The sequence below is a fragment of the Pseudomonas sp. GQ91 genome, from assembly GCF_059758795.1.
In genome coordinates this window covers 115,453-129,592 of record NZ_JCAXED010000017.1, presented here as the reverse complement: position 1 = coordinate 129,592, position 14,140 = coordinate 115,453, and the positions used below count along the sequence as shown (strand labels likewise).

Sequence of the window (14,140 nt, the reverse complement as noted above, 5' to 3'; positions counted from 1 at the left end):
AGATATCCCTTACCCATAGATATCCATTACCCATAGATATCCCTTAACCACAGATATCCCTTACCCACAGATACCGGCCCTCTCACAGTTGCTGCTGTAACAGCACGCAAAAAAGCCCCGTATCTCGTGATACGGGGCTTTTGACTTAACGTTCGACCAGGCCTGTTACAGCACCGATTGACCGCTCAACGCCAGGTCCAGCAGTTCACGGTTGGCCACCGCGTACATGGCGTAGTCCGTGCCCACCGCAGCACGAATTTCCACCATCATCGCGCGCCAGCGCTCGACCATGCTCATGTTCTGCTCCAGCCACAGGGCCACGCGGGCTTCCATGTTGTCGGGACCATCGGCCATTTGCAGAACCTTGATGGTGATCGCCCGTTGCTGCCAGTCCACATCGTCGCGGAAGGCTTCGCGGGCCTGGGCCTGCCAGTTGTTGCCCACCGGCAGATCGCTGATCTGCTGCAGGTACCATGGCAAGTCCAGGGCGCTGCCCACCGCGAAGTAGGCCTTGGCCACGTCGGCAGCGCTCTGGCCGGTGACGTCGGCGGCTTCGATGATCGGCAACAGTGTGTACAGGTGCGTAGTGCCGGCAACCATGCGCGCCAGCAGCTCCGGTACACCCGCCTCGGTGTAGGCCTGATAACGGTTCTGCCAGCCTTCGCGGGTCGGGCCTTCCAGCAGTTCGTCGAGCTTGAGGCCCAAGGCCGCCAGATGCGGACCGAAGTGCGCGACATCACGCCCTGCATCCTGCTCGTTGCGACGGCTACGCAAGAACCAGCGCGTGGCACGGCGTCCCAGGCGCATCAGCTCATCCATCAACGCCAGTTGCACTTCAGCCGAAACCTGGTGGTCCAGGGCTTCGATCTGACGGAACCAGTGCGGGAGGTGGAAAATGTCACGCACGATCACGTAGGCACCGGCCACGTTCGCCGGGCTCATGCCGGTGGACTCCTTGAGTCGCTGAACGAAGGTGATGCCCATGTGGTTGACCAGGTCGTTGGCGATCTGGGTGCTGACGATCTCGCGCTTGAGGCGATGACGGCGCATGGCGTCGGAGAACTTGGCCACCAGGCTCGGCGGGAACGCGGTCTCCATGTCACGGGTCAGGTAGTCATCATCCGGCACCAGGGAATTGAGCAACGCTTCCTTGAGGTCGATCTTGCTGTAGGAAATCAACACCGACAGCTCTGGACGGGTCAGGCCCTTGCCCGCGGCGATGCGCTCGTTGAGCTGGTCTTCCGACGGCAGGAACTCGATGGCGCGATCCAGCTTGCCACGGCTTTCCAGGTCGCTCATCAGGCGCTTGTATTCAGCGATGCGCTCATAGGCACGACGTGCCGCCAACGACAACGCCTGGGTCTGCTTGTAGTTGTTGCCCAACACCAGGTTGCCGACTTCGTCGGTCATGCTCGCCAGCAACTGGTTGCGTTGCTTGTCGGTCATATCACCGGCCTGCACCACTTCGTTGAGCAGGATCTTGATGTTCACTTCGTGGTCAGAGCAGTCCACGCCACCGGCATTGTCGATGAAGTCAGTGTTGGAACCGCCGCCATTGAGACCGAACTCGACACGCCCCAGTTGCGTCATGCCGAGGTTGCCGCCCTCGCCCACTACCTTGCAGCGCAACTCGTTGCCGTTGACGCGCAAGGCGTCGTTGGCCTTGTCGCCGACATCGGCGTGGCTTTCGGTGCTGGCCTTGACGTACGTACCGATGCCGCCATTCCACAACAGGTCCACCGGCGCCTTGAGCAAGGCATTCAGCAGTTCGGTCGGGGTCAGCTTGTCGGCCTGGATGTCGAAGCGTTCTTTCATCTGTGGCGAGATAGCGATGCTCTTCGCGCTGCGCGAGAAGATACCGCCGCCTTCGGACATGATGCTGCTGTCGTAGTCGGTCCAGGCCGAACGTGGCAGGTCGAACAAGCGCTGGCGCTCGACGAAGCTGGTGGCCGGGTTCGGGTTCGGATCGATGAAGATGTGCAGGTGGTTGAAGGCCGCGACCAGTTGCAGCTTGTCGGACATCAACAAGCCGTTGCCGAACACGTCGCCCGCCATGTCGCCCACGCCGACCACGGTAATGCTGTCTTCCTGGACGTTGATGCCGCGCTCGCGGAAATGGCGCTGCACGCCCACCCACGCGCCTTTGGCGGTAATGCCCATCTTCTTGTGGTCGTAACCTGCAGAACCACCGGAAGCGAACGCGTCGCCCAGCCAGAAACCGTAGTCGATGGCGATGCCGTTGGCGATGTCGGAGAAGGTCGCGGTGCCCTTGTCCGCCGCAACCACCAGGTACGGATCATCGTCGTCATGGCGCACGACGTTGGTGGGCGGCACCAGCGCGCCGTCCTTCAGGTTGTCGGTGATGTCCAACAGACCGGAGATGAAGATGCGGTAGCAGGCAATGCCCTCGGCCGCGATCTCGTCCCGGCTGCCACCCAATGGCAGGCGACGCGGCAGGAAACCGCCCTTGGCGCCCACCGGTACAATCACCGAGTTCTTCACTTGCTGGGCCTTGACCAGGCCCAGGACTTCGGTACGGAAATCTTCTTCACGGTCGGACCAGCGCAGGCCGCCACGAGCGACGGTACCGAAGCGCAGGTGCACGCCTTCGACCCGTGGCGAATAGACGAAGATCTCGAACTTCGGCACCGGCTTGGGCAGCTCGGGAATCGCGTGCGGGTTGAATTTGAAGCTGAAGTACGACTTGTTCTGACCGTTGGCATCCGTCTGGTAGAAGTTGGTGCGCAAGGTCGCTTTGATCAGGTCCAGATAGCGACGCAGGATACGGTCTTCGTTGAGCACCTGAACATCGTCCAGGGCGCTCAGGATGGCCTGTTCCAGGCGCTGTTGCTTGTCTTCCAGATCGTCACTGGTGAGCTTGCGCGCCAGATAGAAGCGGGTCTTGAACAACCGGGTCAACTCGCGGGCGATATCGGTGTGGTTGTTCAGGGTACCGGCGATGTAACCCAGGTCGAAGCCCAGGCGGATCTGCTTGAGGTAGCGGGCATAGGCACGCAACAGCGCCACGTCGCGCCATGGCAGGCCGGCGGTCAGCACCAGGCGATTGAACGCATCGTTCTCGGCATCGCCATTGACGATATGCACAAACGCGTCCTGCAGCGTGTCATTGAGCTGCTGGATATCGAGGTTCAGGCCTTCGGCGGCGGTGAACGCAAAGTCATGGATCCAGAACTCGCGGCCATTGGCGTGGCGCAGGCGGTACGGGAATTCTCCCAGTACGCGCAAACCGAGGTTTTCCAGGATCGGCAACACGTCGGACAGCGCCAGCGGCGTGTCAGCGTGATACAGCTTGCAGTGCAACTCTTGCTGGCCGGTCACATGCCCCAGCGGCTGATAGAAGCTCATCACCAGCGGCTTGGCTTCGGTCAGGTTCAACAGGTGCTGCATATCGACCACGGCCGAGTGCGCCGCGAAGCGCTCGCGGTAACCGGCGGGGAAACCTTTCGGGAAATCCGCCAGCACGTTGGTGCCATGGGCTTCGCCAAAACTCTCGACCACCAGGCTGGCGTAGTCGTCCTGCCAGCTGCGGCAAGCCTGCACCACTTCTTTTTCCAGCAACAGCGGATCGATATCCAGGCGGTTCTTCGGATCGACCCGCAGAATCAGTTGCACACGCGCCAGCACGGATTCGGAGAAGAAGGTCCAGAACTCGCAATCCGATGCTTTCAGGCGATCCATCAGCACTTGCTGGATCTTCTGGCGCACTTCGGTGGAGTAGATATCACGCGGCACGTAGGCCAGGCAGTAGCAGAAGCGGCCGTACGGGTCTTTGCGCAGGAACACGCGGATCTTGTTGCGCTCCTGGATCTGCACGATCGACATCACGGTGCTGAACAACTCGTCCACCGGGGTCTGGAACAGGTCGTCACGGGGCAGCACTTCGACGACCTGAGCCAGCTCCTTGCCCAGGTGCGCCTTGGCCTGGAAGCCCGAACGGCGCTCGATTTCCGCAACCTTGCGACGGATATACGGGATGACTCGCACGCTTTCGCCATACACCGAAGAGGTGTAGAGGCCCATGAAGCGGCATTCCTTGATGACCTTGCCGTCGGCGTCGATCTGACGGATCGACACATAGTCAGGATAAGCCGGACGGTGCACGCGGCTTGGGTGCGCCGCCTTGGCGAACGACAGCACGGTCGGTTCTTGCAGGTAGTTGACAGCGTAGTCTTCGATGCGCAGGTCATCGGCGGTGAGGCCGGCGCGCAACAGTTTGGTCAGACCGAGGAAGGAGCTGCTGTCATATTCGATATGACCGCCACCCTGCTCGTCACGTACCACAAATTCTTCATAGCCAAGGAAGGTGAAGTGGTTGCCCACCAGCCATTCCAGGAAACTCTTGATCTCGGCCTTTTCGTCGCCTTCGATGGCAAACTGACTGTTGTCGATCCCCACCAGCAGGTCCTGGACCTTGGCTTTCATCGGTTCGAAATCAGCCACGGCGACGCGCACTTCACCCAGTACCTGCTCGAGTTCCTTGCTCAGGACATTCAGCTCGGCGGCGTTGGCGCAGCGATCGATCTCCAGGTACATCAGCGATTCTTGTTCGACACCCTCGCCAACGGTGCCCTTGGGCAGGACTTCCAGCAACTCGCCCTTATTGCCACGGCGTACGCTGAGTACGGTGGTTTGCAAGGTATGGATGCTGTAGCCGCGGCGGTTCAGCTCGGTGCGCACCGAATCCACCAGGAAAGGCAGGTCGTGGTGCAGCACTTCGACCGCGGTGTGGGTCGACTGCCAGCCGTGGCGTTCGTAATCAGGATTGTAGACCCGCACTTGCGACTGGGTGTGATCAAAGCGCTCAAGCAGGCGCCAGGCAGACAGGGTGCAACCAGCCAGGTCGGACATTCGACGCTGGGTCAGTTCATCCAGGGAAATGATGCCGAAGAATTGCTCAGCGAACAGCGCCACTTGTGGCAGTGCCTGTTCACTGATGTGCTGCGCCAGTGCCGCTTGCAGTTGATGCTGGAAGTCGGCCTTGCTGGCTGCGGTGAAGAACGCCATCTGTGGTACTCCGCTTGGGCTTGTTATTGATGGAAGCGTCGCGTGTTATCCCCTTGCGGGGAGACCGCCATCTCTGTTCGGGTTCTACCATAACGAATTCAGAGTGACAGGTGGGTGAAGCTGGACAAGACCATCGGGTCACATTCAACTTCCACTGGATGCATGCCTGCGGACGACGGAACGACGGGCAGGTCAGAGTCTCGCTAGCGACACATCCGTTGCGCAGCTTAGCGAGTGTGGGAAGTTGACTGCTTGCGATGCTGCGACATATTCGGTCATCGGCACGCTACCTTCGGGTTGCAACTTGTGCAACCCCTTTCAACCCAACTGAAAAACCGCTTCTTTTGCGCCCGCAAGCCCCGAAAGTGACTGGCGCGAGATCTCTGGTCATGCCTGAACCCTGGCACGCAACGCTGCACAAAAGTTGCGGCAATGGCACAATTGCCCGGCAGCGCCCTCCCCCAGACAGGATTCCCCATGCAATTGACCACCGCCCACCTGATCGTGAACCCGTGCGATGACGAAGAAGACAACATGGCCATGCTCTGCTGCCACGGCGACAACGGCGAGATGTTCATGCTGACGCGTTATCCGGATGAGGATGAGGTGGAACTGACGTGGGACTACGAGCCCTCCACGCTTGATGGGTTGAAGGTCACGCTGAGTGCATCGACGCTGCTGATCGAACTGGCGGCGGGCGATGCCGATGCGCTGGGTGGCAAGGATCATCTGCAGATCAGTCACGCGACCGCCGCGTCAGACCTGGCCGAGGTGGAACAAACCCTGCAGAACATTCTCACGGGCACCGGCACCTATATCCGCGCCTAAAACGCCGCAAATCCCTGTAGGAGCGAGCTTACTCGCGAAGGCCGGCAACGATGACGCAGGAAGTCTGGCACCCCGAGGTGTTCTCCGGTTTTTCACGAGCAAGCTCGCTCTTCCATAAACCTCCTGCAAGGTTTTCAAAAAATACCCCGCGCGCCGTTAGTCGCCGGCCCCCTCGATGGATTAAAGTAAGCCCCCCAGGCCTTGGGGTTTTCACAATTCCCAGGCTCATCTTTCCAGGAACCGTCATCGATGGAACATCGTGAAGCGCTGCTTGCGCTGCGAACCTTTCTTTCAACGCAGATCCTCGGCCAGGAAAAACTCATCGAGCGCTTGCTCATTGCCCTGCTCGCCGACGGCCACATGCTGGTTGAAGGGGCTCCCGGCCTGGCCAAGACCAAAGCCATCAAGGAGCTGGCCGAAGGGATCGAAGCACAGTTCCATCGCATCCAGTTCACCCCCGACCTGCTGCCCGCCGACATCACCGGCACCGAGATCTATCGCCCGGAAACCGGCAGTTTCGTGTTTCAGCAAGGCCCCATCTTCCACAACCTGGTGCTGGCGGATGAAATCAACCGCGCACCGGCCAAGGTGCAGTCGGCCTTGCTGGAGGCCATGGCCGAGCGCCAGGTCAGCGTCGGGCGCAGTACCTACGAGCTGTCGCCGCTGTTCCTGGTGATGGCCACGCAAAACCCGATCGAGCAGGAAGGCACCTATCCGCTGCCCGAGGCCCAACTCGACCGGTTCCTGATGCACGTCAAGATCGGTTTCCCCGACGCCGCGGTCGAACGCCGGATCCTGCAGCAGGCGCGTGGCGAAGCCCTCAACGGTGAAACCAAGCCCGAGCGCCGGGTCAGCCAGCAGGCGATCTTTGCCGCGCGCAAGGAAATCCTCGGGTTGTACATGGCCGACGCCGTGGAGGAATATCTGGTGCAGTTGGTGATGGCCACCCGGACCCCGGCCAAGTTCGATGCGGAAATGGCCGAATGGATCGCCTATGGCGCCAGTCCTCGAGGCTCGATTGCGCTCGATCGCTGTGCCCGCGCCCACGCCTGGCTGGCCGGGCGCGACTTTGTCAGCCCGGAAGATATCCAGGCGGTGCTGTTCGATGTGCTGCGCCATCGCATCATTCTATCGTTCGAGGCCGAAGCCGCCGGCATTGACCAGGACCGAGTGGTGCAACGCATTCTCGACGTCGTAGCCGTCGCTTGAACCCCATGAGCGCTGACGAATCCGGTATCCGCGTGACCCTGGGCGAATTGATCGAGATGCGTCATCGCGTACGGGAAGTGCAGCTCTTTTCCACGCCAAGCCAGCGCAGCCCGTTGATCGGCTTGCATCACTCGAAATTGCGCGGACGTGGGGTCGACTTCGATCAGGTTCGGGTCTATCAGGCCGGCGACGACGTACGCACCATTGACTGGCGCGTGACCGCCCGCACCCAGGAACCCCATACCAAGTTGTTTCATGAGGAGCGCGAACGGCCGATTTTCATCATGGTGGAGCAAAGCCGCCGGCTGTTTTTCGGCTCCGGGCAGATGTTCAAGTCGGTACTCGCGGCGCAGGCGGCAAGCCTGATCGGCTGGGCGGCGCTGGGGCATAACGACCGGGTCGGCGGGCTGGTATTCGGCGACAACGAGCACTACGAAATCAAGCCCCGGCGCAGCAAGCAGAGCTTGCTGCAACTGCTCAACCGCCTGGTGCGGGTCAACCAGGGCCTCAGCACCGAAGGCCAGCCGGAAGCCGATGCCCTCGGCATGGCCCTGCGCCGTGGTCGCGAAGTGCTGCGGCCCGGCAGCCTGGTGATCGTGATCTGCGACGAACGCGCCCTCACTGAAGGTGCCGAACAACAACTGAGTCTACTCTCACGCCATTGCGATCTGCTGCTGTTGCCGGTTTCCGACCCGCTGGATCATGCCCTGCCCGCCGCCGGCTTGTTGCGTTTCGCCGAACGTGGCGCGCAGCTGGAACTGGACACCTTGAACTTCGATCTGCGCCAGGCCTACAAGGCTCAGTCCGAAGCCCGCATCACCCGCTGGGAACTACTCGCGCAAAAACTGCGGGTGCTGCTGATGCCGTTGAGCACCCAGAGCGAAATGGTCGAGCAACTGCGCGAATACCTCAACCCGCAACGCCCGGTCAAAAAACCATGAGCAGCCTGGATCAACTGCAACCGCTGATTGCCCCGCCGGCCATCGGTTTCTGGCCACCCGCAGCGGGCTGGTGGCTGTTGCTGCTGATGATTCCGCTGGTTGTCTGGGGCGCCTGGTCGCTGCGCCGCTTCCTGCCCGCCAAACGCCCGTTGGCGCGTGACGAGCAGCCGCTGGACCCGTTGCGTATCGCCGCCCTCGCGGAACTGGCGCGAATGCCCAAACCTTACGATGGCGCTCCCGCCGGCGCCTGGCTGCAACAGTTGAACGGCCTGCTCAAGCGCCTGTGCCGCAACGACTACCCTTACAGCCAGAGCCACACCCTCAATGGCCGTAAATGGCTGGCCTTTCTCGACAACCGCTGCCCGGCCGCGGGCCTGACCCGCTGGATGGTGCTGGTGGAAGGCGCCTACAAACCCGAATGCAAACTCGATGACAAGGCCATCGCCGGCCTGACTCAAGCCGTCGACACCTGGATTCGCAAACATGTTTGAGTTCGCCTGGCCGTGGATCTTTGCCTTGTTGCCGTTGCCATGGTTGATGCGGGTTGTCCTGCCGGCCGCCGACAGCGGTGAACCCGCGCTGAAAGTCAGCTTCCTCGGCGACCTGGAAAGCCTGGCGCGTCGTCGGGCACGGGTCAGCCTGCCCGGCTGGCGCCAACAGGCGCCATTCGTGGTCCTGTGGCTGCTGCTGTTGACCGCCGCTGCCCGTCCTGAGTGGCTCGGAGAACCCTTGCCGATTGCCGCCAGCGGGCGTGACCTGTTGGTGGCGGTCGATGTGTCCGGATCCATGGATTTCCCCGACATGCAATGGCAGGACGAAGACGTCAGCCGCCTGAGCCTGGTCAAACACCTGCTCGGCGACTTTCTGGAAGGCCGCGAAGGTGACCGCGTGGGCCTGATCCTGTTTGGCAGCCAGGCTTATCTCCAGGCACCGCTGACGTTTGACCGACGCACCGTGCGCACCTGGCTGGATGAGGCGCGCATTGGCATCGCCGGAAAAAACACGGCCATCGGCGATGCCATCGGCCTGGCCCTGAAGCGCCTGCGCCAACGGCCGGCACACAGCCGGGTGCTGATCCTGGTGACCGACGGCGCCAACAACGGTGGCGAAATCTACCCGCTGACCGCCGCCCGCCTGTCCGCCGAAGAAGGTGTGAAGATCTACCCCATTGGCATTGGCGCCACCCCTGAACAGACTGGCACCTCGGGCATGCTCGGCTTGAACCCGAGCCTGGACCTCGATGAACCGGCGCTCAAGGCAATTGCCGAAGCCACCGGCGGTCGCTACTTCCGTGCCCACGACGGCGAAGAACTCGAAGCCATCAAGGAAACCCTCGACCAGCTCGAGCCCGTCACCCAGCAACCGACCCGCGCCCGCGCGGCCCAGGCGCTCTACAGCGGCCCACTGGGCCTGGCATTGATCCTCAGCGTGCTGTTGGTGATTCAGGAGCGCTGGCCGAACAACGCATTGCAACGCCTGTTCAACCGGCTCACGACCAAAGCGCAGTTTCTGCAACAACATCCACAATGGCGTCAACGCCTCAACCGCCTGCGTTTGCGGAGGCGTCGATGATCGCGCTATGGCCGCACTGGTTTCGCCCGTGGTGGCTGTTATTGCTGCCGTTGCTCGGCTGGCTACTGTGGCAACTGTGGCATCGACAGAAACGCGCCGGGCGCTGGCAAATGATCCTGCCTCGGGCTTTCCATGCCACATTGCTCAGTGGCGGCAATGGCCGTGAAAGTAAATCGCCGTGGTTGCTCCTGGGCCTGGCCTGGCTGTTGGCGGTAGTGGCGTTGCTCGGCCCAAGCTGGCAGCGGGTCGAACAAATCAGCCAGAAGCCCGCCGACCCGCTGGTGGTACTGCTGGAACTGACCCCCGAAATGCTCGCCACCGACAGCCCGCCCAATCGCCTGGAGCAGGCACGGCGCAAGCTGTTCGACCTGCTTCAGGCGCGCAGCGATGCGCAAACCGCGATTGTCGTGTACGCCGGCAGCGCGCATGTCCTGGTGCCGCTGTCCGACGACCTGGCCACTAGCCGCAACCTGCTGGAAGCCCTGCGCCCATCCCTGATGCCCGAGACGGGCCACCGCGCCGACCTGGCCGTCGAGAAAGCCCTGGACTTGCTCAAACATGGCGGCCTTGGCCAAGGTCGCTTGCTGCTGATTGGCTCATCGCTGTCCAAGCCGGAGCGCCAGAGCATTCGCCTGCTGCTGCAAGGCCAGGCGCCAAGCCTGTCGATCCTCGGCATCGGCAGCCGCGAAGGCACACCGGTGACTCAAGAAAACGGTGAGTTCCTCAAAGACGCACACGGCGCCATCCTCGTGCCACGCCTCGACAGCCCACCCCTCAAGGCATTTGCCAGCGAGATGGGCGGCCGTTATCGCCAGGCCCGCCTGGACGATCGAGACCTGCGCGGCCTCGGGTTGTTGGACGGCCCGCAAAATCTGCGCAAGGATGGTCAGCTGTTGCAACTGGACACGTGGGCCGATCAAGGGTACTGGCTGCTTCTGCCACTGTTGCTGCTTGCCGCCTGTGCCGGGCGTCGTGGCTGGTTGTTCTGCTTGCCGCTGCTGTTATTGGGGGCGCCGCAACCGAGCTATGCCTTTGACTTTCAGGACTTGTGGCTGCGCCCAGACCAACAGGGCCAATACCTGCTCAAGCACAAACGCCCCGCGGAGGCCGCCGAGCATTTCGAAAATGCGCAATGGCAAGGCGTGGCGCTGTATGAAGCGGGAAACTATGGCGAAGCGGCCAAACGTTTCGCCGAAGGCAGCGACGCGTATTCCCACTACAATCGCGGTAACGCACTGGCCAAGTCCGGAGCGCTGGAGGCCGCGCTAGACGCCTACGAGCAGGCGCTTGAGGCCCAGCCCGACCTGCAACCGGCCCTGAAAAACAAGGCCCTGGTGGAAAAGCTGCTGGAGGAAGAACCCGAGGTGCCGACGCCCGCCGAGAACGAGGGTGACGAATCCACCCAACCCGGCCAAACTGCGCAGCCTGGTGACAGCGGCCAGCCCGCAGGCAGCAGCGAACATGCACCCCAGGGTGACGCACAGGCGAGTACAGACGAGACACAAACCGACGCCTCAGCGCCCACGGACAGCCACGAGGTCCCCGGCAGCGAACTCGATGATCAACAGACCACCACCCCGCCCTTGCGCCCGGCGGGCGACGGCCTTGACGATGAGCACCGCCAGGCCATGGAGCAATGGCTGCGACAGATCCCGGACAACCCCGGCGAGCTGCTGCGACGCAAATTCTGGTACGAACAGCAACAACATCAGGACAAGATTCGATGAACCGCTGTACTTCCGCTGTTCTTGTGCTCGCGATGTGGGCCTGCCAATCCCCGGCAGCCGACCTCATTGCCAGCGTCGACCGCAGCCAGCTGAATGCCGGAGAAACGGTAGAGCTGACGCTGGAGTCGAATGACGCCACCCAGTTCGGCAAACCCGATCTGGCGCCCCTGGAAGCGCAATTCGAAGTACGTGGAACCCGCCAGATCAACCAGCTCACGACCCTGGACGGTGACAATCACGCCACGACCCGCTGGATCATTACCCTGCTGCCCAAACAAAGTGGCAGCGTGATCATCCCGTCATTGCAATTGGGCATGCTCAAGACCCAGCCGATCAACCTGCAAATCCTCGCGACGCTGAATCAACCGGAGACTGCCAACACGCTGGCGCCGGTGTTCATCGAGACCAGCCTCGACCAGGACACGGTATATGTCCAGGCCCAGGCCCTGCTGACGGTGCGCATTTACCATTCAGTGGCGATGTACGACGACAGCAGTCTGACGCCGCTGCAACTGTCCGATGCCCGCGTCGAACAACTCGGTGATGCGCGCACCTACGAAAAGGTCATCAACGGCGTGCGCCATGGCGTGATCGAGATGCGCTACGGAATCTACCCGCAACACAGCGGCCAATTGCTGATTCCCGCCCAGGTATTCAGCGCGACCATGGTCGAACCGCGCCCTGCCGAGGACGCCACGCCCCAGGGCCCGAAACCGGGCAAGCTGCTGCATGTCAGCTCCACCGCAATCCCGCTGGCGGTCAAAGCCAAACCCGCGCTCTATCCAGCGGATGCCGCCTGGCTACCCGCCAGCAGCTTGAGCCTGAGTGAAAGCTGGAACCCGGAGCCGGATCACGTCCAGGTCGGCGACTCCCTGACCCGCAGCCTGACCCTCAAGGCCGAAGGTCTTGCCAGCGCCCAGTTACCTGCGCTGCCGAGCACTGAAGTCAATGGCCTACGCCGCTACCCGGACCAGCCAGTCCTGAGTAATCAGAACGGCGAGCGCGGCGTGATCGGCAGCCGTGAAGACCGTGAAGCCCTGGTGCCCAATCGCGCCGGCAGCGTGGAACTGCCAGCGGTGGAAGTGGTGTGGTGGAACACCCATGAAGACCACCTGGAACGCACCAGCCTGCCGGCCCGCACCCTGCAAGTGGCGAATAACCCTAGCCTGGTGGTGGACACCCCGGCCACGCCCATCATCATTACCGCGCCCGATGATGAACGGCTGTGGATCTGGCAGCTCAGCAGTCTGTTCCTCGGCCTCACCACGCTGCTGGGTTTTGGCCTGTGGTGGCGTGCGCGCACGCAACCAGCGGTACTGCGCGCCGCGCAGACGGGCCCGAGCCCAAGGACGCTGCTGGATGACTTGAAGCGCGCGAGCCAGGCCAACGATCCTCAGGCCACGCGTCAAGCACTGGATGCCTGGGCCAGGCAGCAACCGGAAACCCTGGCGGACATGGCAGCGCGGTTTGTGCCGTTGTCCGATGCGTTGGATGGCTTGAACGGGGCGCTGTATAGCGAGACCGGGCAGTTTTGGCAGGGCGAGGAAATATGGCGGGCGGTGAAGGCAATTCCGATGGCGGAACGCGAACAGGATCCCGGCTCGGATAACGGCGGGTTGCCGCCGCTGTACCCGAAGTAAGCGCACCGGGCAGCCTCCCCCTCACCCTAGCCCTCTCCCCAAGGGGCGAGGGGACTGACCGAGGGATATTGGCGGTTTACATCGACCTGACCGTGCAGCTTTGAATCCATAACCGACTGGAGCCCCAGGTCGCACATTTTCTGATTACACCTAGGTAAGTCCCCTCGCCCCTTTGGCGAGAGGACTGGCCGAGGGATATTGGCGGTTGCATCGACCTGAACCTGCAGCGTTGAATCCATAATCGACTGGGTCTCCCAGGTCGCAAACTTTCTGATTACACCTAGGTAAGTCCCCTCGCCCCGTTGGCGAGAGGACTGGCCGAGGGATATTGGCGGTTGCATCGACCTGAACCTGCAGCGTTGAATCCATAATCGACTGGGTCTCCCAGGTCGCAAACTTTCTGATTACACATAGGTAAGTCCCCTCGCCCCTTTGGCGAGAGGACTGGCCGAGGGATATTGGCGGTTTACATCGACCTGACCGTGCAGCGTTGAATCCATAATCAACTGGGTCTCCCAGGTCGCAAACTTTCTGATTACACATAGGCAAGTCCCCTCGCCCCTTTGGGGAGAGGGTTAGGGTGAGGGGTGTTTCTCAAGCCAAATAAGGCCAGCAATCCACATCCCTTTAATTCGCAGGACTTTTCCTAGACAATCCTCCGGTCTTGCGCCTGCTTCAATCACTGGCTAGCCTTCGCTCCGTCGCTGCACATCAGCGATCGGGTGTGAGAACCCGTGAACCAGTAGGCGTCAATCGCCACAACCGTCTGCAACATGCTCTATGGCGGCTGTGTGTGGGCAGACTTCGGTCTGGCCGGGTCCTACTGTCCGGTTTTCTCACCCCGCACATAGCTGCCACCTGTTGTCGTGTGAGATCGGCATCAGGATGGTTCCCCACCCAGTAGGAGCTTTAATCCATGAGCAAAATCGTCCCCGACCCGCCCTTCCCTCCGCTGTTCATCACCCACCCAGACCTGAGTCTGGAAGACGCCATGGCGAGCATTTGCGCGCTGCTGCGCTGTGCGGCCAGCACGGCAACCGAGTCAGCAGAAGGCCTGACCCACGCACACCGCGACATGGCCTGCGCCACCGCGTACCTGATCGACATGGCCCAAACGCTCAGCGAGCGGGTGCTCGACTGTCTGCAAGCACGAAAATGACCTGGACGCTTTGCCTGCACGGGTGCAAACGTGCGGGCT

At 61.8% G+C, this 14,140-nt stretch carries 9 protein-coding genes; 8 read left to right on the top strand and 1 reads right to left on the bottom strand.

Annotation, left to right across the window (positions count from 1 at the left end; all coding sequences use genetic code 11):
* Positions 1 to 165: 165 nt before the first annotated feature.
* Entirely contained in the window at positions 166 to 5,025 is a 4,860-nt protein-coding gene (locus AC6CIA_RS22985; RefSeq protein ID WP_498315396.1) for an NAD-glutamate dehydrogenase, read from the bottom strand.
* A gap of 477 nt (positions 5,026 to 5,502) precedes the next feature.
* On the opposite strand from AC6CIA_RS22985, the gene AC6CIA_RS22980 reads away from it, so the two are divergent.
* The 8 genes from AC6CIA_RS22980 to AC6CIA_RS22945 all read left to right on the top strand — a co-directional run bounded on the left by AC6CIA_RS22980 (position 5,503) and on the right by AC6CIA_RS22945 (position 14,101).
* On the top strand, positions 5,503 to 5,853 hold the full coding sequence (locus AC6CIA_RS22980; RefSeq protein WP_498315395.1) for a hypothetical protein: 351 nt from the start codon (positions 5,503 to 5,505) through the stop codon (positions 5,851 to 5,853).
* A 249-nt stretch (positions 5,854 to 6,102) separates the two neighbouring features.
* On the top strand, positions 6,103 to 7,062 hold the full coding sequence (locus tag AC6CIA_RS22975; RefSeq protein ID WP_057959832.1) for an AAA family ATPase: 960 nt from the start codon (positions 6,103 to 6,105) through the stop codon (positions 7,060 to 7,062).
* Positions 7,063 to 7,067: 5 nt separating this feature from the next.
* Positions 7,068 to 8,003, top strand: coding sequence for a DUF58 domain-containing protein (locus AC6CIA_RS22970; protein WP_498315393.1), 936 nt, complete (start codon positions 7,068 to 7,070; stop codon positions 8,001 to 8,003).
* On the top strand, positions 8,000 to 8,494 hold the full coding sequence (locus AC6CIA_RS22965; protein WP_498315391.1) for a DUF4381 domain-containing protein: 495 nt from the start codon (positions 8,000 to 8,002) through the stop codon (positions 8,492 to 8,494). Before AC6CIA_RS22970 ends, AC6CIA_RS22965 begins: the two co-directional genes overlap by 4 nt.
* A complete protein-coding gene (locus AC6CIA_RS22960) occupies positions 8,487 to 9,575 on the top strand; it encodes a vWA domain-containing protein (RefSeq protein WP_498315389.1) in 1,089 nt (362 codons plus the stop codon). Before AC6CIA_RS22965 ends, AC6CIA_RS22960 begins: the two co-directional genes overlap by 8 nt.
* Positions 9,572 to 11,302: a VWA domain-containing protein gene (locus AC6CIA_RS22955; protein WP_498315387.1), complete on the top strand. Its 1,731-nt coding sequence runs from the start codon at positions 9,572 to 9,574 to the stop codon at positions 11,300 to 11,302. Before AC6CIA_RS22960 ends, AC6CIA_RS22955 begins: the two co-directional genes overlap by 4 nt.
* On the top strand, positions 11,299 to 12,942 hold the full coding sequence (locus tag AC6CIA_RS22950) for a BatD family protein (protein WP_498315385.1): 1,644 nt from the start codon (positions 11,299 to 11,301) through the stop codon (positions 12,940 to 12,942). Before AC6CIA_RS22955 ends, AC6CIA_RS22950 begins: the two co-directional genes overlap by 4 nt.
* Positions 12,943 to 13,858: 916 nt before the next feature.
* Entirely contained in the window at positions 13,859 to 14,101 is a 243-nt protein-coding gene (locus AC6CIA_RS22945; protein WP_498315383.1) for a DUF6124 family protein, read from the top strand.
* Positions 14,102 to 14,140 lie beyond the last annotated feature (39 nt).